The 18,962-nt window shown below is 45.5% G+C and carries 22 protein-coding genes; 18 read left to right on the forward strand and 4 right to left on the reverse strand.

Annotated elements, in window-relative coordinates:
• Positions 1-124: 124 nt before the first annotated feature.
• The 3 genes from SD450_RS03150 (at position 125) to SD450_RS03160 (ending at position 2,968) form a co-directional block, all read left to right on the forward strand.
• A complete protein-coding gene (locus SD450_RS03150; RefSeq protein ID WP_318343185.1) occupies positions 125-1,063 on the forward strand; it encodes a hypothetical protein in 939 nt (312 codons plus the stop codon).
• A gap of 265 nt (positions 1,064-1,328) precedes the next feature.
• Complete coding sequence (locus SD450_RS03155; RefSeq protein ID WP_318343186.1) at positions 1,329-2,468, forward strand: ImmA/IrrE family metallo-endopeptidase; 1,140 nt, start codon at positions 1,329-1,331, stop codon at positions 2,466-2,468.
• Positions 2,465-2,968: a DUF4411 family protein gene (locus SD450_RS03160; RefSeq protein WP_318343187.1), complete on the forward strand. Its 504-nt coding sequence runs from the start codon at positions 2,465-2,467 to the stop codon at positions 2,966-2,968. Before SD450_RS03155 ends, SD450_RS03160 begins: the two co-directional genes overlap by 4 nt.
• Positions 2,969-2,972: 4 nt before the next feature.
• Here SD450_RS03160 and arsS read toward each other — a convergent pair whose 3' ends face one another.
• The 3 genes from arsS to SD450_RS03175 form a co-directional block, all read right to left on the reverse strand.
• Positions 2,973-4,061, reverse strand: a complete 1,089-nt coding sequence (gene arsS / locus SD450_RS03165) for an arsenosugar biosynthesis radical SAM (seleno)protein ArsS (protein ID WP_318343188.1) — start codon at positions 4,059-4,061, stop codon at positions 2,973-2,975.
• A 117-nt stretch (positions 4,062-4,178) separates the two neighbouring features.
• The gene (locus tag SD450_RS03170) at positions 4,179-4,514 is read right to left on the reverse strand and encodes an arsenosugar biosynthesis-associated peroxidase-like protein (protein WP_151890315.1); all 336 of its coding nucleotides are present in this window, start codon (positions 4,512-4,514) and stop codon (positions 4,179-4,181) included.
• 317 nt (positions 4,515-4,831) lie between these two features.
• Complete coding sequence (locus tag SD450_RS03175) at positions 4,832-5,392, reverse strand: fasciclin domain-containing protein (RefSeq protein ID WP_151890314.1); 561 nt, start codon at positions 5,390-5,392, stop codon at positions 4,832-4,834.
• 160 nt (positions 5,393-5,552) lie between these two features.
• Here SD450_RS03175 and SD450_RS03180 point away from each other — a divergent pair, with 160 nt between their 5' ends.
• A complete protein-coding gene (locus SD450_RS03180; protein ID WP_318343189.1) occupies positions 5,553-6,350 on the forward strand; it encodes a patatin-like phospholipase family protein in 798 nt (265 codons plus the stop codon).
• Here the strand turns inward: SD450_RS03180 and SD450_RS03185 are convergent.
• Positions 6,335-7,381 carry a ferredoxin--NADP reductase gene (locus SD450_RS03185; RefSeq protein WP_318343190.1) on the reverse strand — a complete coding sequence of 349 codons (1,047 nt, stop codon included), beginning with the start codon at positions 7,379-7,381 and terminating at the stop codon, positions 6,335-6,337. The genes SD450_RS03180 and SD450_RS03185 overlap by 16 nt on opposite strands.
• A 119-nt stretch (positions 7,382-7,500) precedes the next feature.
• Here SD450_RS03185 and SD450_RS03190 point away from each other — a divergent pair, with 119 nt between their 5' ends.
• The 14 genes from SD450_RS03190 to atpG all read left to right on the forward strand — a co-directional run bounded on the left by SD450_RS03190 (position 7,501) and on the right by atpG (position 18,806).
• Entirely contained in the window at positions 7,501-8,970 is a 1,470-nt protein-coding gene (locus SD450_RS03190; RefSeq protein WP_318343191.1) for a DUF5687 family protein, read from the forward strand.
• A gap of 22 nt (positions 8,971-8,992) precedes the next feature.
• Entirely contained in the window at positions 8,993-9,688 is a 696-nt protein-coding gene (locus tag SD450_RS03195) for an ABC transporter ATP-binding protein (RefSeq protein WP_318343192.1), read from the forward strand.
• A 92-nt stretch (positions 9,689-9,780) separates the two neighbouring features.
• Positions 9,781-12,318, forward strand: a complete 2,538-nt coding sequence (porW, locus tag SD450_RS03200) for a type IX secretion system periplasmic lipoprotein PorW/SprE (protein ID WP_318343193.1) — start codon at positions 9,781-9,783, stop codon at positions 12,316-12,318.
• Between the two features lie 20 nt (positions 12,319-12,338).
• The gene (locus SD450_RS03205; protein WP_318343194.1) at positions 12,339-12,767 is read left to right on the forward strand and encodes a bactofilin family protein; all 429 of its coding nucleotides are present in this window, start codon (positions 12,339-12,341) and stop codon (positions 12,765-12,767) included.
• On the forward strand, positions 12,745-12,972 hold the full coding sequence (locus tag SD450_RS03210; protein ID WP_318343195.1) for an AtpZ/AtpI family protein: 228 nt from the start codon (positions 12,745-12,747) through the stop codon (positions 12,970-12,972). Before SD450_RS03205 ends, SD450_RS03210 begins: the two co-directional genes overlap by 23 nt.
• On the forward strand, positions 12,969-13,361 hold the full coding sequence (locus SD450_RS03215) for a DUF6168 family protein (RefSeq protein WP_318343196.1): 393 nt from the start codon (positions 12,969-12,971) through the stop codon (positions 13,359-13,361). The genes SD450_RS03210 and SD450_RS03215 overlap by 4 nt, the downstream gene beginning before the upstream one ends.
• Positions 13,362-13,442: 81 nt before the next feature.
• Entirely contained in the window at positions 13,443-14,624 is a 1,182-nt protein-coding gene (atpB, locus tag SD450_RS03220) for a F0F1 ATP synthase subunit A (protein ID WP_318343197.1), read from the forward strand.
• A gap of 35 nt (positions 14,625-14,659) precedes the next feature.
• Positions 14,660-14,854 (forward strand): ATP synthase F0 subunit C, encoded by a 195-nt coding sequence (gene atpE / locus SD450_RS03225; protein WP_014032715.1) that lies wholly within the window; start codon positions 14,660-14,662, stop codon positions 14,852-14,854.
• A 73-nt stretch (positions 14,855-14,927) separates the two neighbouring features.
• Entirely contained in the window at positions 14,928-15,428 is a 501-nt protein-coding gene (locus SD450_RS03230; RefSeq protein ID WP_318343198.1) for a F0F1 ATP synthase subunit B, read from the forward strand.
• 4 nt (positions 15,429-15,432) lie between these two features.
• Positions 15,433-15,972: an ATP synthase F1 subunit delta gene (atpH, locus tag SD450_RS03235; RefSeq protein ID WP_318343199.1), complete on the forward strand. Its 540-nt coding sequence runs from the start codon at positions 15,433-15,435 to the stop codon at positions 15,970-15,972.
• 2 nt (positions 15,973-15,974) lie between these two features.
• Complete coding sequence (gene atpA / locus SD450_RS03240) at positions 15,975-17,555, forward strand: F0F1 ATP synthase subunit alpha (protein WP_318343200.1); 1,581 nt, start codon at positions 15,975-15,977, stop codon at positions 17,553-17,555.
• Positions 17,556-17,574: 19 nt separating this feature from the next.
• Positions 17,575-17,748, forward strand: coding sequence for a four helix bundle protein (locus SD450_RS03245; RefSeq protein WP_318343201.1), 174 nt, complete (start codon positions 17,575-17,577; stop codon positions 17,746-17,748).
• On the forward strand, positions 17,720-17,914 hold the full coding sequence (locus SD450_RS03250) for a four helix bundle protein (RefSeq protein ID WP_318343202.1): 195 nt from the start codon (positions 17,720-17,722) through the stop codon (positions 17,912-17,914). The genes SD450_RS03245 and SD450_RS03250 overlap by 29 nt, the downstream gene beginning before the upstream one ends.
• Positions 17,915-17,945: 31 nt before the next feature.
• Positions 17,946-18,806: an ATP synthase F1 subunit gamma gene (gene atpG, locus SD450_RS03255; RefSeq protein ID WP_318343203.1), complete on the forward strand. Its 861-nt coding sequence runs from the start codon at positions 17,946-17,948 to the stop codon at positions 18,804-18,806.
• Positions 18,807-18,962: the final 156 nt, after the last annotated feature.

Here is an 18,962-nt window from a genome sequence, read left to right on the forward strand (position 1 = left end):
ATGTCCGTAAGGCATGAGAGCTTGTAAAATTCTAAACGCTTTGCACATTGTGGGTTACATCAAATAGCGTAACTTCCCTTATCCGTTTTGGAGGATACAAACCCAAATCACATAAAAACAAACTATGAAAAGAACAAGCTTGCTATTTTCCGTATTGATGGGGATTTCCTTGTTTTCCTGCTCCGATGATCCATCCACTGGAAACCCTGGGGAAGAAGTACCCCGATTGAACATCACGTTTATCATGGACGTCGATGCGGGACGTTTGGACAATTTGGGCAATCCAGCATCGGTTCCCGAAGGAAATGCTGCCCAAAGCCCCGATTTTGATGTTTTAGGCCTGCATTTTATTGGCTTATATCCTGATAAATTCACACCCTATGATGAAGGAGAGACCATTGCTTCCACGGCAACTACGGGAAGTGGTGGGGCACAGGCCATCGATTTTGACAGTGAGGTGTTTTTCAACGAAGAGATCAATACCCTGAGTGTGCCTTTGAGCCATGTTACCGCGGGCACCTATGAATATTTTAGGGCTTCTATTGGATATCAGAAGTACAAAATTGTATATAATCTGGAAGGAGCGGAGACCGAAATCCCTGATTGGCCCGAAGGGGTGGACGATAATATTGATGTGGACGGTTTCGTGGCCTCCTTTTTGGGGTACAACACCTACATTGGCAGCTACGTTATCGAAGACCAGACCGTTTCGGTGAACGGGAACAAGGCCCAAGGGTATTTTGGATTGGAGACGAAAGGAAACATTCAAGGCTTTGCCTTTATCCAATTGACCCAAGGAGACGCCCCTCAAACCACGGTGCCCAATCCTATCAGCGACACCTCTCCGGTCCCTGAAGGTTCGTGCGTGGTCACCGGACAATTTCCATCAGCTTTGGTGATACCTGCCAATGCAACCGAAGACATCAATATTGAAGTGGTCATATCCATCAACAATAGCTTTGAATGGGAAGATGGCAATGGCAACGGCAAATTCGAACCTTTGTTGGGGGAAACCGTGGTGGACATGGGCACAAGGGGAGTATTTCCTACTGTGGTGGATTGAGCCACTCAGTGCCAAATTCCAAAATAAATTGACTTTTGGTGTTCAACTAAAAAGATTGACTCGTTGAAGGTCATAAAACAACAGGTTCACATTTTTTTATAAATGCAATATGCTAGCACCTCACCTGATTATGATAAAATTGTCTTTGGTATCGCCAGATATAATTCATTAAAAGTGAAACGTATCTAGAAGCGTTACGGGTAACGCAAGAAATGAACTGCTGGGATTACAGAATATGTAATACTTATTAAATTATATTTGCTTAATGGCAACAAGGATTGAAAATATTAACCCTGAGATTATTAACTGGGCGATTACTAGGGCTGGAAATGACCTTGATGAGTTTTATGTAGACAATCCCAATGTTTTGGAATGGATTAAAGGTGAGAAAAAGCCGACTATAAAGCAATTGGAAAACTTCACACATAAGGTTCACGTTCCTTTTGGTTATATGTTTATGAAAGAACCACCAAGTGAGGAATTGCCCATACCTTTTTTTAGAACAGGTGCAGCACCAAGAAATAAAGTTTCTTTAAATGTCTACCATACAATACAAATAATAAAAGATAGACAAATTTGGCTGACAAAATATTTGCAAGAAAGTGGGTATTCCGATTTGGGATTTGTTGGAAAATACAATGACAATTCTGATTACAAAGAGATAGCCAATGATATTAGAAACGCTTTGAATCTTCAAATAAATTGGGCAAGTAAACTTTCAACATGGGAACAAGCTTTAGACTACCTTACATTACAAATCGAAGAAATTGGGATCATAGTAAACTTCAACGGAATCGTTGGAAATAATACTAGAAGAAATATTTCTGTTGAGGAGTGCAGAGGTTTTGTATTGGTAAATAAAAAAGCCCCTTTCTTGTTTATTAATTCTGCGGATGCAAAAGCAGCACAAATGTTTACCCTAATTCATGAGCTAGCTCATATTTGGTTAGGTGAAAGTGCGGGCTTTGACAATAAACAAATGCTGCCAGCTGACGATCCAACTGAAATTTTATGTGATAAGGTGGCAGCAGAATTTTTAGTTCCGGAGATATTTTTCAGAGAAAAGTGGAAAAGCAGCCAAAATATTAAATATTTAAGCAGAATATTCAAAGTTAGCCCAATTGTAATTGCAAGAAGAGCACTGGATTTAGGATTAATATCTAAGCCTGTTTTTTTTGAATTTTACGACAACTATATAGCAGAATTTAAGGACAAAAAAGAGAATCAAAATTCTGGAGGGAACTTTTATGCAACTGCAAAAAAGAGAATCAGTTTAAGATTTGCCAGTTATGTAAATAATGCTGTTAAGGAAAACAACTTATTGTATAGAGATGCATATAAACTAACAAGTCTTAAAGGGAACACATACGAGAAGTTTATCAATGAATACCTATATCAAGTATGAGTAAATTCATTGTAGATTCCAACTTCTTCATTCAAGCTCACCGTTCAATTTATCCTCTCGATGTAGTACAGAGTTTTTGGATTAAAATAAAAAGCCTTTCTGAGGATGGTACAATTGTTAGTATTGACAAAGTGAAGAAAGAAATCTATGATAATTCTTCTCATGAAGACGAACTCAAACAATGGTGTGAAGCTAATTTACCTGAGGATTTTTTTATTGATACGGACTCTGTGTTGCAATATTATATATCAATTGTAGGTTGGACTAATTCGATGTCCCATCACTATACTAATAGTGCAATTCAAGAATTTCTGGAAACTGATTTAGCAGACCCTTGGTTGGTTGCTTTTGCAATTAGTAATAATTGGACTATTGTCACATACGAAAAGAGTGAACCAAACAGAAAAAATAAAATTAAAATCCCTGAAGTTTGTAACCAATTTAACGTGAGATATATAAACACGATAGAAATGTTAAGGGAATTGAACGAGAATTTTTAAAACATCAAGCCACCGTCCCCTGACAACTACTGCCCGCCCCGGCCGTGCAACCATAGCAGTGTTGGGAAATCATGATGTTTCGGTCGTTAAGAATGTCCTCATTATAATCCTTGATGTGCTTCACCTTACTGGCGACCTTTAGGTCGAGCATCTGGTTAAAGTCACAATCGTACAGCCAACCGTCCCAACTCACGGAGATGGTATTGGTGCACATCACGTTGTCCACCGCTGCAGGATTATAAGCTTCCACCAAGGCATACATATAGTCCTCGTAATTGTCCGACGCAATGAGATAGTCCAAAAAGCGGGAAATGGGCAGATTGGTGATGGCAAACAGGTTGTGGAACTCAATTCCGAAATCGGCTTTCAGCGCTTTTTTGAAATCCCGCTCCATGGCCGATTGGTCCGAAGGCAAAAACGCCCCCGAAGGATTGTAGACCAGGTCCAAGCGCAGATCGCTGTCCGGCATTCCGTAGCCCACTTCGTTCAGTTTTTGCAATGCCTGGATGGATTTGTCAAAGACCCCATCGCCACGTTGCTTGTCGGTCTTGCCCTTGGTGTAGTGCGGCATGGAGGAAACCACGTGCACATTATGTTTTTTAAAGAACTCGGGCAGGTCGTGGTATTTTTTGTTCGCCAAGATGATGGTCAGATTGGAACGGACGATAAAATCCTTGATACCCGCCTTGGAAGCCTCTTCCACGAACCATCTGAAGTCGGGGTTCATTTCGGGCGCGCCGCCGGTGAGGTCCAAAGTGTGTGCCCCCGTGTTTCGGATCACCTCCAAACAGAGTTCCATGGTCTCCCGGGTCATGATTTCTTTCCGGTCGGGGCCGGCATCCACATGGCAGTGCTCACAGACCTGGTTGCACATATACCCAACATTGATCTGCAGGATTTCCAGCTTCTTCGGCTTTAGCGGAAATTGCCCCGTTTGGGCAATTTTATCCTTGAAATAGGGGAGTTCCCCATTGGCAAACAGCCCGCCGTTCAGGATATCCATTTGCTTATGGGTATCGGCCAATTCATTATGGCGTGCCTTCAAGGATTTTTTAGCAGCGTTCTGTATGTCGGTCAATATGCTTTGTTCCATTTATCAAATTCTATGATTGTAGTGAAAGCTTTTGAAATTGGGTATGTTTTGCTTTAGTCTGAATTCTAACATCTAATCGCACAGCGGTCCAGTATCCAACAGCAAAGCGGTCTAAAGTTACATGGAAAGTTTGTTGTACTTGTTCATCATCATCACCCCATGCACCAAAGTGGCCCCACTTTCAATGGCTGCCCCGGCATGCACGGCTTCCATCATTTCTTCCTTGGTGATGCCCCTCTGCAATCCGTCCTTGGTGTAGGCATCGATGCAATACGGACATTTCACCACATGGGCCACAGCGAGGGCGATCAAGGATTTTTCACGGGCACTCAGGGCCCCTTCCTCAAAGACCTTTCCGTAATAATCAAAGAATTTTGTTCCGAGCTCTTCGCTCCATTCCGTAATGTTCCCAAATTTTCGCAGATCGGCGGGGTCGTAATAAGAATCGGCCATGATTTTCTATTTAAACGGTTATATTTTATTGATGAACCTAAACATACAACAATTATCACTATCGATTTTGGTCGAAATGGGATAAGCCAGATTACAGTTTTGGGCACCGAAACCAAGATTTAACATTCAGACCACCGAGTCGGTTTTGAAAATGAGAAGGTTAGAAAAAGGCAGATGAGATGAAGAAATTTTCGGCAACAGGCCCAAAAAATAATCGGAACCCCAAAAAGAAGACCCGAGGGTCGGTAAATGGTTTCCCAGAAAAAGGAAAGGGCAGCAGTTGCCACCCTTTCCGTTCTAACCAAAAACCAAAAAAACTACTTTGCAGAAGGTAGCACAACGGTATCGATCACATGGATCACCCCATTGGATTGGTTCACATCGGCAATGGTCACCGATGCAACATTTCCGGCACCATCTTTTATCTTAATGGAGTTGCCATCCATCATAGCAGTAAGGGTGTCCCCGTTTACGGTGGTAAGTTTGGTCATTCCCTTTCCTTTTTTGATCCAACGTTTCAAATCTTTGGAGCCGTATTTCCCGGCCACTACGTGATAGGTGAGCACACCTTGCAACATTGCTTTGTTCTCTGGCTTCAACAGCGTTTCCACTGTTCCTTCGGGCAGTTTGGCAAAAGCATCGTTGGTGGGGGCGAACACGGTAAATGGTCCTTCGCCCTGTAGGGTTTCCACCAGATCAGCAGCTTTCACCGCTGCGACCAAAGTGGTGTGGTCCTTGGAGTTCACGGCATTGGAAACAATGTCCTTATTAGGGTACATTGCGGCTCCCCCGACCATTTTGGTCTGTGAGATTCCTGTTGCGGATACCATAAAGGCCATCAATGAAGATACAAGTGTCAAAGTTTTTAAAGATTTCATGTGATTCAATTTTTAGTTTATACCTACACTTACGGAGTTTTTGCGGGAGGGGTTTGGTAATTGGGAAAGATTGATAATTATTTAATCGAAATACCTTCGAGGGACAACCTCGACAAGGGCGCAATGACTTACCTTTGGTGATTAATTTTGAAAACTTAAAATGCTAGAAGGCAAAACCATAGGCTTGGTCCTGTCCGGGGGAGGAGTGCGCGGCATGGCACATATAGGTCTCATCAAAGCCATGCGTGAACATGGGATAGAGGCCGAAATGGTCGCCGGTACCAGTGTGGGTGCTCTCGTGGGGGCCCTCTACGCCAATGGCAACTCAACGGAGAGCATGCTCAATTTTTTCCGGGAGACCCCCTTGTTCCAGTACAGCTTTTTTGCCATCAACAAGCCCGGGTTCATTGATACGGAACGTTACATCAACATTTTTAAGGTATTCTTCCCTGAAAACACCTTTGAAGGATTGAAGAAACCCTTGTTCGTTGTGGCCACCGATTTGTTGAGCGGGGATGAGAAGGTCTTTTATGAAGGAGAGCTGATCAAACCCTTATTGGCCTCTGCGGCATTACCGCCTGTTTTTAGTCCGGTGGACATTGGGGGCATCCTTTACGCCGATGGGGGCATCATGAACAATTTTCCAAAGGAGTATGTGGACAAGACCATGGAGTTCATCATTGGCAGCAATGTGTCCATAACCGCACCCATGGAAAGGAAGGACCTGAAAAACTCCCTACAATTGGCGGGCAGGGTCACCAGTTTGATGATCCATGCCTCCAGTAAGGAAAAAATGCAAGAATGTGATCTTTTCATCGAACCGAAAGGACTGGAAAAAATAGGCGTTCTGGACAAAAAAGGCATGGAAACGGCCTATCGTATCGGGTATGAGCACAGTAGTCGGGCCTTGGAGGAACTACTGTCGAAACCCAGGATCAAAGATCACACATCATCATAATCTACCTTTAAGGTGGAGGTCAGTGGATGCGCCTGACAGGTCAAGATGAACCCTTCGGAAATCTCGCCATCCGTCAATATCTGGTTTTTGGCCATTTCGGCCTTGCCCTCCTTGATCCTTGCGATGCAACTGCTACAGACCCCGCCCTGACAAGAGTAGGGGGCGTCTATATCTTCCTTGAGCACGGCATCCAACACCCGCTCTTTCCTGTCCATGATGAAGGTAAAGGTCTCATCGTCCAACACCACTTCCACCTTGGTCTTGCCTTCGAGGACTTCGGCAAGCACATCCTCGCTGTCATCGGTTGTAAAAAGTTCGAAATGGATCTTGTCCTCAGCAATGCCATTGCCTTTTAGGGTATCGGAGACCAAATGGATCATATCCTCAGGCCCGCAAAGGTAAAAGCCATCAAATTGGGTGTCCTTGAACTTATTTTTCAGCACAAAGTTGACCGTGGACTTCTCTATCCGGCCAAAAAGGGCGTCTTCTTCATGGGACCTGCTGTACACATACTGCACAAAAAACCTGTTGGTATATTTTGTTTTCAGCGCTTGTATTTCTTTGAAATACATAGTTTCTTCTGGTGACTGGTTCCCAAAAACGAGTACAAAGAGACTTGTTGGGTCGCTCCCCAACACTGTCTGTGCGATGCTCATAATGGGCGTAATCCCGCTCCCGGCTGCAAAGGCTGCAATATTTTTGGGTCCGTTCGGTTCAAAAAGGAACCTCCCATCGGGCAGCATCACTTCCAAGGTGTCACCAGCTTTCAACTTTTCGTTGGCAAACACAGAAAATGTACCACCCGGCATTTTTTTGATGCCCACCGTCAGGGTCTGCGAAGAGGGCGGGGAAGAAATGGAATAGGCCCTGCGCAGCTCCTGTCCGTCCACCGTATGTTTGATGGTGATGTATTGCCCGGCCTTGAAGGTATAGGCATCTTTTAAATGTTCTGGAATTTCGAAAGTAAGGGCCACGGAATTTGGGGTCAACCGATCCACCGAGACCAATTTTAAAGCATGAAAATCGCTCATGTGCACAATTTTGGTGCAAAATTACACATTCAACCTCTTTTTGACCTTAAATTTTAGAAAAAGGATGGGTTTTGTAACAAATCCAATAATTTAGATACTTACTAAAAAAATGACTGACCATGTTCAAACACTTTTTGGGTCTCCAATGGAAATCCTTTTACCGCTCGGCAAGTTTTAGGACCGAGATCTGGTTCAAGATATTGATGGCCCTCGGAGCCCTTTATTTTATCGCTATCTTTTTGGGATTGGGCTTTGGGGCCTATTTCATGATCGACGAGGCCGGCTGGGGCGATCCGCTCCGGGTGGTGAACCGTTTTATGGTGTATTACCTCACCTTTGACCTCGTCTTTAGGTACATGCTCCAAAAAATGCCGGTCACCAACATCAAGCCCTTGCTTTACCTGCCCTTCAAAAAAAGTCAGGTAGTGAACTTTTCGTTGGGAAAAACAATGGTATCGTTCTTCAACTGGTCGCATGCGTTCTTTTTTGTCCCGTTCAGTGTGGTGCTGCTCACCAAGGACTATCCGTTTGCCCAGGTCGTGGGGTGGCATTTGGCAATGATGGCGATCATTTATTGCAACAATTTCATCAATGTGATGGTGAACAACAAGGACGCAGTCTTTTACGTCTTTGCGGGATTGGTCATATTGGCGGGCATTTCCCAATTCTACCAATGGTTTGACATCACACTTTATGCACAGCCCATTTTTGATTATTTCTACGACATGCCGTGGGCGGCCATCGTTCCCTGGGCCTTGCTGTTGATTCTTTATTTTTCGGCCTTTGGCTATTTCAAAAAACACATGTACCTGGATGGCGGCCTTGCCAAAAAACATACCGAGGTGCGTACCGAAAACCTGGATTGGTTGAACCGGTTTGGCAATCTAGGCACCTTTTTGAAGAACGACATCAAGCTCATCAAAAGGAACAAGCGGTCCAAAACGGCCGTACTTACCGGATTCTTCTTTATTTTTTACGGACTGCTCTTTTTCACAGGTGCCATTGAGGCCTATGACGGTCCTTTCTGGAAGATCTTCGCCGGCATTTTTGTCACGGGCGGGTTCCTGTTCAGCTTTGGCCAATATGTGCCCAGTTGGGACAGCAGCTATTACCCTTTGATGATGAGCCAGAACATCAAGTACAGGGAATACCTTTCGTCCAAATGGTACCTGATCATCATTGCCACGGTCATTTCCACGATCCTGGCCACATTTTATGTGTATTTTGGATGGGAGGCTTATGCTGCGGTTCTGGTGGGCGCCATTTATAATATCGGGATCAACAGCTATTTGGTGCTTTGGGGCGGGGCCTATGTGAAGACACCCATTGAGCTCACCTCCAACAAAAAGGCATTTGGGGACAAACAGGCCTTCAATGCCAAGACCCTCTTGCTGACCTTGCCCAAGCTTCTGCTCCCCATGGTCATCTATGCCATTGGCCATTTCCTGATCAGTCCCTTGGCGGGCTATCTCTTTGTGGCCGCTTTTGGGCTGATGGGCTTTGTGTTCAAGGAGCGTGCGTTCAAAATGATAGAGGGCATCTATAAAAAGGAGAAATACAAGACATTGTTGGCATATAAACAGAAATAACCAATCACTATAAAGAAATCCCATGATCACAGTACATAATTTGACAAAGAAATACAATGCGACCACCGTTTTGAACATCGGTCATTTGGAAATCCCAAAAGGACAGAGTTTTGGTCTGGTAGGGAACAACGGGGCAGGGAAGACCACGCTGTTCAGTCTATTGCTGGATTTGATCCAGCCCAGTTCGGGACATATCATCAACAATGAGGTGCAGGTGGACCAGAGCGAAGCTTGGAAACCGTTCACTTCCGCCTTTATTGACGAATCCTTCTTGATTGGTTACCTGACCCCGGAGGAATATTTTTACTTCATTGGGGAACTCCGCGGACGGAACAAGGCCGATGTGGATGCCCTCCTGGCCAATTATGCGGATTTTTTCCACGGAGAGATCTTGGGCCAAAAGAAATATTTGCGGGACCTTTCCAAAGGAAACCAGAAAAAAGTGGGTATTGTGGCCAGTTTTATCGGCAACCCTGAAGTGGTGATTCTGGACGAACCCTTTGCCAATCTAGATCCCACCACGCAGATTCGGTTAAAAGGGATCATCAAGGACTTGGCGGCCAAAGAAGGGGTAACGGTGCTCGTGTCCAGTCATGATTTGATCCATGTCACCGAGGTGTGCGAGCGCATTGTGGTGCTCAACAAGGGCGAGATTGTCAAGGACATCCACACCTCCACGGAGACCTTGAAGGAACTGGAAGCCTTCTTTGCGGGGTAAAACACAGTCGGGGAATTCTTGTATTTTGTCGATGAGCCTTATAATAATCCCATCTTTTTTGAGTTAAGGTTATCACAAGACCATCGGTAATTTTGAATCTTCGTCACACACTTATCATTGCCACAGTTGCAGGGGGACTTATTTTTAGTGCCTGTTCCACCCAAAAGGACAAGTTTGTCAACCGCAATTGGCACGCACTGAACACCAAGTACAACACCTTGTACAATGGCAATATCGCCTTTGAAAAAGGTCGGGAGGAGCTCAACGCGAGTTACCGGGACGATTATTGGGAGATCCTTCCCGTGGAACGGCTGCAAGTGACCGATGAGATCAAGCTGGATTCCGAGGACAACAACCCCAACTTCATCATTGCGGAGGAAAAGGCCACCAAGGCCATCCAAAAGCACAGCATGGACATCAAGGACGAGGAGCGCAACCCTCAAACCGACGAAGCTTTCCTTCTTTTGGGCAAATCCCGCTACTTTGACCAGCGGTACATTCCGGCACTGGAAGCGTTCAACTATATTTTGAGAAAATACACGGAGAGTGACAAGCTCAACGAGGCCACTATTTGGCGTGAAAAGACCAACATGCGCCTGGACAATCCCGAAGTGGCCATCAAGAATTTGAAGCGCCTTTTCAAGTTTGAGGAACTGAAAGACCAGGAATATGCCGATGCCAATGCCGTGCTGGCCCAATGCTATATCAACCTGAATGCTCCGGATACAGCCATCCAAAAACTGAAAATAGCACAGGCCCTAACCAAAAAGAACCCTGAAAAGGGAAGGTATCTTTTCATCATTGGACAACTTTACGACCAATTGGGATATCGGGACAGTGCCAACTATGCCTATGACAAGGTCATTGCCCTGAACAGGAAATCGCCAAGGGTGTATATGATCAATGCCCACCTCAAAAAAATACAGAACACGGAACTTACTGATGCCAATAGCGAAGAACTGTTGGAATACCTGACCGATTTGGAAGAAAACAGGGAAAACCGACCCTTTTTGGACAAGATTTACCGGGAGGTGGGCCAATATCATTTGGCGAACGGCTCCGATAGCTTGGCCTTGGCCTATTACAACAAGTCGTTGCGGGCCACACAGGGCGAGCGCAAACTGAATGCCCTGAACTATCAAAGTTTGGCGGACTATTATTTTGACCAGGATGAGTACAAGATTTCCGGCGCCTATTATGACAGTACCTTGACCAACCTGACCGAAAACACCAGACAGCACCGCAATATCAAAAAGAAGCTGGACAACCTTGAGGATGTGATCAAGTACGAGGACATCGTTCAGCATGCCGATAGTGTCATAACCCTCTATCAAATGCCCGAGGCCAAGCGCAAGACGTATTTTGAGGATTATGTTGCCGAGTTGAAACGAAAAGAGGAAGAAGCTGCCGAGAAAGAATTGAAGCGAACCGAGGCCGGGTTTGCCACGTTTGCGAAGAGCAAGGGGGGAAGGGAGAACCAAGGCAAGTTCTATTTCTACAACATCACCAGTTTGGGCTATGGCAAAAACGAGTTCAAGACCCGTTGGGGCGAACGCACCTTGGAAGATGACTGGCGATGGAGCAACAAATCCAGAACCTTGGTTTCCGAGGCCACCGGCGAAGAGATCGTTCAAAACGGAGCGGCCAACAATATGGATACGGACCAAAAATTCTCCGTGGAGTACTACCTGTCCCAAATCCCGACCGACATTGCCGTCATCGACAGCTTGAAGACCGAACGCAACTTCGCCAACTACCAATTGGGGTTGATCTATAAGGAAAAATTTAGGGACAACCTGCTCGCAGCGGCCAAATTGGAACGGGTACTCGCCTCAAATCCTGAGGAACGGTTGGTGCTCCCATCCAAATACAACCTGTACAAGATCTATGAGGAATCAGGGAGTCCGTTGGCCCAGAACATGAAGCAGGACATCATCATGAACCACCCTGACACCCGCTATGCCGAGATCCTATTGAACCCACAGGCCGTTCTGGAGGGCAACACGGACAGCCCCGATGCCCGCTATGCCGCTTTGTACAAACTCTACGAGGACCAAGAATTCCTTCAGGTGATCACCCAGTCCGAAACCTATATTGACCAATTTACTGGAGACCCCATCGTCCCCAAATTCGAAATGTTGAAGGCCAATGCCATCGGGCGCCTACAAGGCTTTGAACCCTTCAAGGAAGCATTGAACTATGTGGCCCTCACCTACCCCAATAATCCCGAAGGAAAAAAGGCGGAACAAATGGTGGAAGAACAATTGCCCAAGCTGGAGACCAAGGAGTTTTCGCCCGAAACCGGATCAACGGGAACAGGCAACTGGAAAGTGGTGTTTCCTTTCAAGATCAGGGACAACGAAAAGGCCCTGGCCCTGAAAAATCGTTTGGAGGAAGCTGTAAAGGAACTCAACTACAAAAATGTGGTTTCCAAGGATATCTATACGTTGGAGGACGAATTTGTGGTGGTGCATGGTTTCAGGTCGAAGGACTTTGCCCTGGGCTTTGCCGAACTCATAAAAAACAATAAGGACTACCGCATTAAAGATGAGAATTTCGTAGTTTTATCGGACAACTATAAAATTATACAGGTCCATAAGAACCTGGCATCATACAAAGCACAATTTTAAACCCCAAAACCTAGAACACAATGTTTTCTGACAACAAAAAACCAAGGCCTATGACTGAATTTGGCGGACAGCCCAACCGAATCGAAAAGAACACGAAGATCAAAGGCGACATTACTTCCGAGGCCGATTTCCGGATCGATGGCAAACTCGAAGGCAATGTAAAGACCTCAGGAAAAGTGGTCATCGGCAAGGATGGCTACATCAATGGAAAAGTGGAATGCGTGAATGCCGACATCGAAGGGAAGTTCAACGGCGAACTTTTGGTAAAGGACCTGCTTTCCCTGAAATCATCAGCCATCATAGAGGGCACGGTGAGCGTGGCCAAACTGTCCGTGGAACCAGGAGCGACCTTCAATGCATCCTGCGTAATGGGCAAGGGCGCGCCCGTGACAACGGCATCGCCCAAACTGGAGACCGCAAAGAGCAATGAGCCAGCAAAAGCCTCCTAACAAGAAAAAAGAAACGTTACATACTGCCGCCCGTTTGTCTGGGCTTGCCATACAAATGGGCGCTACCATCTATCTGGGCAATCTTTTGGGTTCATGGCTCGAAAAAAAATATAACTTTTCCGCAGCAGAGGAACTTGTTACCTTTGCTGCCATAATCGTGGCCATATACTTAATGATAAGACAGGCCATTCAATCCAATAAATGAAAGGAAAAGTAGTGGTGTGGCCGGCCATGGTCACCATAGCAGCCTTTATATTGGCCTACGTGCTTCATACAATGGCGATTGGAAATGGATTCCATCCAAAAAAAGACATTCTGTTTTCCGTTTATGGATTCCATCTAGTGTTCAGCCTTGTAGTGGTTATTGCTTTTCAATTCCTGTCAACCCTACAGAAGGCGAAAGACCAGCTTGGTTTTATCTATTTGGCCGTGATGGCAGCCAAACTAGGATTGTTCATGGTCCTGTTTTCCAGTTATTTTTTTGGCGAGGACGCCACAAGTACCGTTTCCCATGGTAATTTTTTGGTGCCCGTATTTTTGGGCCTGGCATGCGAGGTGACATTTTTGGCCAGAACTTTGAAGAACATGGAATGAAAAATTGAAAAAAAGTCGTTTTTTATCAATTTAGTACTACCTTTGCGCCGAATTTGACGAACGGATAATTTCTAGATGGCAATGCGGGTACTAAAAACGCCTTTTGTTTTAGCGACTACATTATTTATTTTATTGTTTTCCAATGGGATAAACGCAAAACCCCAAGAGGACAAAAAAGAAGGTGCCGTGAACACCAAAGAAGAGGTGGAGGAGTACATACTTCACCACATCAAGGACTCACACGACTTCCACCTTTTTTCCTATACAAGCTCAGAAGGAGAGAGGAAACACATCGGATTCCCGCTTCCTGTGATCGTATGGTCCAGTGAAGGGCTTGTTACCTTCATGTCGTCCAAATTCCACCACGATGATTCTGGACACCACATTGTAGAAGCCGGCGGAACACGTTTTGCAAAACTCCACGGTAAAATATACGAACTACAGCCAGGAGCGGAAAGCATCACCTTTGATGAGGAGCACCATGCCACCAATGCCACCAAAGTGTTGGACTTTTCAATCACCAAAAGTGTTTTGGGAATTTTGTTGGTGGGACTGTTGATGCTTCTGTTATTCGGTTCGTTGGCAAAGCAGTACAAGAGCAAGAAAGTGCCAACAGGTTTTGGTCGGGTTTTGGAACCTTTGGTGATTTATGTCCGTGACGAGATAGCAAGGCCTAATATTGGAGATAAAAAATACCGTCAGTTTACCGGTTATTTGTTGACAGTGTTCTTTTTTATATGGATACTCAACCTTTTGGGATTGACGCCACTGGGGTTCAACGTGACAGGACAGTTGGCTGTGACCGCCGCTCTTGCCATTTTCACATTGATCATTTATACCGTGAAAGGAAACAAGGATTACTGGCAGCACATGCTGTGGATGCCGGGCGTTCCCGTTTTGATCCGTCCTGTTCTTGCCGTTATTGAACTGGCCGGTGCGTTTTTGATCAAGCCCTTTTCCCTATTGGTCCGATTGTTTGCGAACATATCCGCAGGACACATTGTGGTAATGAGCTTGATAGCCATTTTGATAACCATGAAAGCCGAAATGGGAGTTGTGGGATCGTCCCTTCTTTCCTTTGTGCTTTCGTTGTTCATTACATTGATAGAAGTATTGGTTGCCTTCCTTCAGGCATATATTTTCACTATGCTGTCCGCTTTGTTCATAGGCATGGCGGTTGCGGAACATGACCATCACCATGAGCATGACGAACATGGCCATGACAAGGTGGATGCTGAGGATGTAAGGGGCAACTATATTTAACCTGAGTTTATTTTTAACTATATAAATTTAATTTTATGACAGTTCCAAATTTAGTAGGTGCAGGATTGATCGTGATCGGTGCCGGTATCGGATTAGGTAAGATCGGTGGTAGTGCAATGGAAGGTATTGCACGTCAGCCAGAAGCTACTGGAAAAATCCAGACCGCGATGATCATTATCGCAGCACTATTGGAAGGTTTGGCGTTTGGTGCACTTTTCCTAGGAAAATAATCAAACTGCAAAACATTGTCCGCCGATATATGACGGTTGGTCATATGTCGGCGGTATTTAAAAATTTATAGTTATGGAACAATTACTAAATGATTTTTCACCAGGGCTGTTTTTTATGCAGACCCTTATCCTTCTTGTGCTCATTTTCATCTTGGTAAAATTTGCATGGAAGCCCATTTTGAATTCCCTCAACGAAAGAGAGCAAGGCATACAAGATGCCCTTGACGCTGCCGAGGCCGCCAAAAAGGAAATGCAGAACGTGACCGCCGACAGCGAAAAACTCTTGAAAGAAGCCAGAGCGGAAAGGGATGCGCTTTTGAAAGAAGCCAGGGAGATCAAAGAAAGCATCATTTCCGAAGCCAAGGAGCAGGCCAATGCCGAAGGTGACAAGATCATCAAACAGGCGCAGGCCGCCATTGAAAGTGAAAAGAAAGCTGCGGTTGCCGACATCAAGGCACAAGTGGCCAACCTTTCCTTGGAAATCGCCGAAAAAGTGATCAAAGAAGAACTATCCAACAAGGACAAGCAACTCAAGTTGGTTGACGATATGTTGGGAGATATCAAACTGAACTAACACTATGGACCAGAACAGGGCAGCCATACGTTATGCCAAGGCAACTTTGGATTTCGCAGTCGAAAAGAAAGCGGCAGATGCCGTGGAAAAGGACATGCGGGACATGGTGGCCGTGATATCCGAGAGCGGGGAACTACAGCAAGTCTTGGAAAGCCCCGTAGTGAAATCCGAGGTCAAGAAAAATGCCTTGTTGGAAATCTTCAAGGATTCCAATGAGATCACCAAAGGGTTGATACAAACCTTGCTGGACAACAAAAGGATGGCAATGTTGCAGGAAGTGGCCCTGAAGTACATCATCCTTCATGAAAAAAAGAAAGGTGAGGAAGTGGCATACGTTACCACGGCTGTTCCTTTGACGGCCGAACTGGAGAAAAAGATCCTTGCCGAGGTCACCAAGGCAACAGGCAACAAGGTCACCATCCAGAACAAGATCGACGAGAGCATCATAGGTGGTTTCGTGCTTCGAGTGGGCGATACCCAATTTGATGCCAGCATCGCCAACAAATTGAACGGTTTAAAAAGAGAATTTACAAATAGTCTATAAAAATGGCAGGAGTAAAAGCCGCTGAGGTTTCAGCAATTTTGAAAAAACAGTTATCAGGTTTCGAAGCTACGGCTTCCTTGAACGAAGTGGGTACCGTACTACAGGTTGGTGACGGTATTGCCCGTGTGTATGGGCTTTCAAATGCCCAATACGGGGAGTTGGTGGAGTTCGATGGGGGCATGCAGGGAATCGTTTTGAACCTGGAAGAGGACAATGTTGGTGTGGTATTGTTGGGCCCATCCAAAGAGATTGTGGAAGGTGCCACTGTAAAAAGAACAGAGCGTATCGCATCCATAAACGTTGGTGAAGGAATTGTTGGTCGTGTAATCGACACCTTGGGCAATCCAATCGATGGTAAAGGACCTATCTCCGGAGAAACCTACGAAATGCCTTTGGAGCGCAAGGCTCCTGGAGTTATTTTTAGACAACCTGTAAACGAACCTTTGCAGACCGGTATCAAGGCGATCGACGCCATGATTCCTGTGGGAAGGGGACAAAGGGAGTTGGTGATCGGTGACAAACAGACCGGAAAGACCACGGTTTGTATCGATACCATCCTGAACCAGAAAGAATTTTACGATGCTGGTAAACCCGTTTACTGTATCTATGTGGCCGTAGGTCAGAAAGCATCCACCGTGGCCGCCATTGCAAAGACCTTGGAGGACAAGGGCGCTTTGGCCTATACCACCATCGTTGCCGCCAACGCTTCAGATCCTGCGCCAATGCAGGTATATGCTCCTTTCGCCGGTGCGGCCATAGGGGAATATTTTAGGGACACTGGCCGCCCTGCTTTGATCATCTATGATGACCTTTCAAAGCAAGCGGTTGCCTACCGTGAAGTATCCCTGTTGTTGAGAAGGCCACCAGGACGTGAAGCATACCCTGGGGACGTTTTCTACCTGCACTCAAGATTGTTGGAGCGTGCCGCAAAAGTGATTGCGGATGATGAAATCGCGAAGAACATGAACGACCTTCCTGATTCCTTGAAGTCCATGGTAAAAGGAGGAGGGTCATTGACCGCACTTCCCATCATCGAGACACAAGCGGGCGACGTTTCTGCCTATATCCCAACCAACGTGATCTCCATCACCGATGGTCAGATATTCTTGGAGCAGGATTTGTTCAACCAAGGGGTCCGTCCAGCGATCAACGTGGGTATCTCCGTATCCCGTGTGGGTGGTTCGGCACAGATCAAGTCCATGAAAAAAGTGGCAGGTACCTTGAAATTGGACCAAGCCCAGTTCCGCGAATTGGAAGCTTTCGCCAAGTTCGGTTCCGATTTGGATGCCGCTACCTTGAACGTGATCGAAAAAGGACGTAGGAACGTGGAGATCTTGAAACAAGGTCAGAACGATCCATTTACCGTGGAAGATCAGGTGGCCATTATCTTTGCAGGTTCCAAGAACTTGTTGCGTAATGTGCCTGTGGACAAGGTAAAAGAATTTGAAAAAGAGTATTTGGAGTTCTTGAACGCGAAGCATAGGGATGTTTTGGATGCCTTGAAGGCCGGAAAACTGACTGATGAGGTAACAGATACCTTGACTGCTGTTTGCAAAGATCTTTCTGAAAAATATAAAGGTTAAGAGTTCAGAGTGATGGGTTATGAGCAAACTGGAAAACAGCCCCATTAGAATCAAAAGTTTCGAGTTTGCTTGCAAGATTGTCCATTACTGTGATGAATTGAAAAACAAAAAGGATTTTGAGATAGCCTCTCAGCTTCTGAGGAGTGGTACCAGCATAGGGGCCAATGTTCAGGGAAGCACAAAGAGGGATTAGCACAAAGGACTTTAAGAATAAGTTTGGGATAGCTTTGAAGGAGGCTGATGAAACCAAGTATTGGCTTGAGATTTTAGAAGCAACTGGCAGAGAAGTTCCCATGGATTTGATGGATAAGTGTGAAGAGTTGATGCGAATCATAGTGGCAATTGTCAAGAACTCTTAACTCATCACTCATAACCCAGAATTGAGATAATATGGCGAATCTAAAGGAAATACGGAACAGGATAACATCCATCGGCTCAACGATGCAGATTACCAGTGCCATGAAAATGGTGTCCGCTGCTAAATTGAAGAAGGCCCAGGATGCCATCACGGCGATGCGCCCTTATTCGGATAAGCTGACAGAGCTTCTGCAAAGCTTGAGCGCCAGCTTGGACGGTGATGGAGGAAGTCAATTTGCGGACAACAGACCCGTGAACAAGGTTTTGGTCGTGGCCATTACCTCCAACCGTGGACTTTGTGGTGCGTTCAATTCCAACATCATCAAACAGAGCAACAACCTACTTTCCGGCAAATACGCAGGCAAGCAGGTCGATTTTGTGGCCATCGGAAAGAAAGGAAACGATATTCTCCGCAAGAAGAACACCATTGTTGCCAACCACAGTGGCATCTATGATGATCTGACCTTTGACAATGTGGCTGAAATCGCTGAGTTTTTGATGGACCAGTTCACCAAGGGCAATTATGACAAGATCGAGTTGGTCTATAACAAGTTCAAGAACGCTGCCACCCAGTTGGTGATGACGGAACAGTTCCTTCCCATTGTAAGTGTGGAAGGGGATGCATCCAAGGCGGCAGACTACATTTTTGAGCCATCCAAAGTAGAAATCGTAAAAGAACTGATACCCAAATCGCTCAAGACACAATTGTACAAGGCCATCCGAGATTCCTTTGCCAGCGAGCACGGTGCCCGTATGACCGCCATGCACAAAGCGACCGATAACGCCAAGGACCTTAGGAACCAGTTGAAACTGACCTACAACAAGGCAAGACAGGCCGCTATCACCAACGAAATCCTCGAGATTGTGGGAGGTGCAGAGGCATTGAACAATTAGACCGAGACAAAGCGAGGTCAAATTTCTCGCAACAGCGAGGCATTGAACAATTAAGATTACAACATTATAAATAATGAAAGGCCACCGCTCGGTGGCCTTTTTGTTTTTTAGGGTTTTTTGGCTCATTTTCTACAGGCCAAAATACAATTACGGAAA

It is taken from the genome of Flagellimonas baculiformis, from assembly GCF_033441575.1.
GTDB classification, from domain to species: domain Bacteria; phylum Bacteroidota; class Bacteroidia; order Flavobacteriales; family Flavobacteriaceae; genus Flagellimonas; species Flagellimonas baculiformis.

Bases quoted from the DNA above. Each gene is read 5' to 3' on its own strand.
- SD450_RS03160 (WP_318343187.1), top strand. From the start codon at position 2,465: ATGAGTAAATTCATTGTAGATTCCAACTTCTTCATTCAAGCTCACCGT.
- atpG (WP_318343203.1), top strand. From the start codon at position 17,946: ATGGCGAATCTAAAGGAAATACGGAACAGGATAACATCCATCGGCTCA.
- SD450_RS03175 (WP_151890314.1), bottom strand. From the start codon at position 5,392: ATGAAATCTTTAAAAACTTTGACACTTGTATCTTCATTGATGGCCTTT.
- atpA (WP_318343200.1), top strand. From the start codon at position 15,975: ATGGCAGGAGTAAAAGCCGCTGAGGTTTCAGCAATTTTGAAAAAACAG.
- SD450_RS03180 (WP_318343189.1), top strand. From the start codon at position 5,553: ATGCTAGAAGGCAAAACCATAGGCTTGGTCCTGTCCGGGGGAGGAGTG.
- SD450_RS03150 (WP_318343185.1), top strand. From the start codon at position 125: ATGAAAAGAACAAGCTTGCTATTTTCCGTATTGATGGGGATTTCCTTG.
- SD450_RS03185 (WP_318343190.1), bottom strand. From the start codon at position 7,381: ATGAGCGATTTTCATGCTTTAAAATTGGTCTCGGTGGATCGGTTGACC.
- SD450_RS03210 (WP_318343195.1), top strand. From the start codon at position 12,745: ATGAGCCAGCAAAAGCCTCCTAACAAGAAAAAAGAAACGTTACATACT.
- atpE (WP_014032715.1), top strand. From the start codon at position 14,660: ATGACAGTTCCAAATTTAGTAGGTGCAGGATTGATCGTGATCGGTGCC.
- SD450_RS03195 (WP_318343192.1), top strand. From the start codon at position 8,993: ATGATCACAGTACATAATTTGACAAAGAAATACAATGCGACCACCGTT.
- SD450_RS03250 (WP_318343202.1), top strand. From the start codon at position 17,720: ATGTTCAGGGAAGCACAAAGAGGGATTAGCACAAAGGACTTTAAGAAT.
- SD450_RS03155 (WP_318343186.1), top strand. From the start codon at position 1,329: ATGGCAACAAGGATTGAAAATATTAACCCTGAGATTATTAACTGGGCG.
- SD450_RS03205 (WP_318343194.1), top strand. From the start codon at position 12,339: ATGTTTTCTGACAACAAAAAACCAAGGCCTATGACTGAATTTGGCGGA.
- SD450_RS03215 (WP_318343196.1), top strand. From the start codon at position 12,969: ATGAAAGGAAAAGTAGTGGTGTGGCCGGCCATGGTCACCATAGCAGCC.
- SD450_RS03245 (WP_318343201.1), top strand. From the start codon at position 17,575: ATGAGCAAACTGGAAAACAGCCCCATTAGAATCAAAAGTTTCGAGTTT.
- atpB (WP_318343197.1), top strand. From the start codon at position 13,443: ATGCGGGTACTAAAAACGCCTTTTGTTTTAGCGACTACATTATTTATT.
- SD450_RS03190 (WP_318343191.1), top strand. From the start codon at position 7,501: ATGTTCAAACACTTTTTGGGTCTCCAATGGAAATCCTTTTACCGCTCG.
- arsS (WP_318343188.1), bottom strand. From the start codon at position 4,061: ATGGAACAAAGCATATTGACCGACATACAGAACGCTGCTAAAAAATCC.
- atpH (WP_318343199.1), top strand. From the start codon at position 15,433: ATGGACCAGAACAGGGCAGCCATACGTTATGCCAAGGCAACTTTGGAT.
- SD450_RS03170 (WP_151890315.1), bottom strand. From the start codon at position 4,514: ATGGCCGATTCTTATTACGACCCCGCCGATCTGCGAAAATTTGGGAAC.
- SD450_RS03230 (WP_318343198.1), top strand. From the start codon at position 14,928: ATGGAACAATTACTAAATGATTTTTCACCAGGGCTGTTTTTTATGCAG.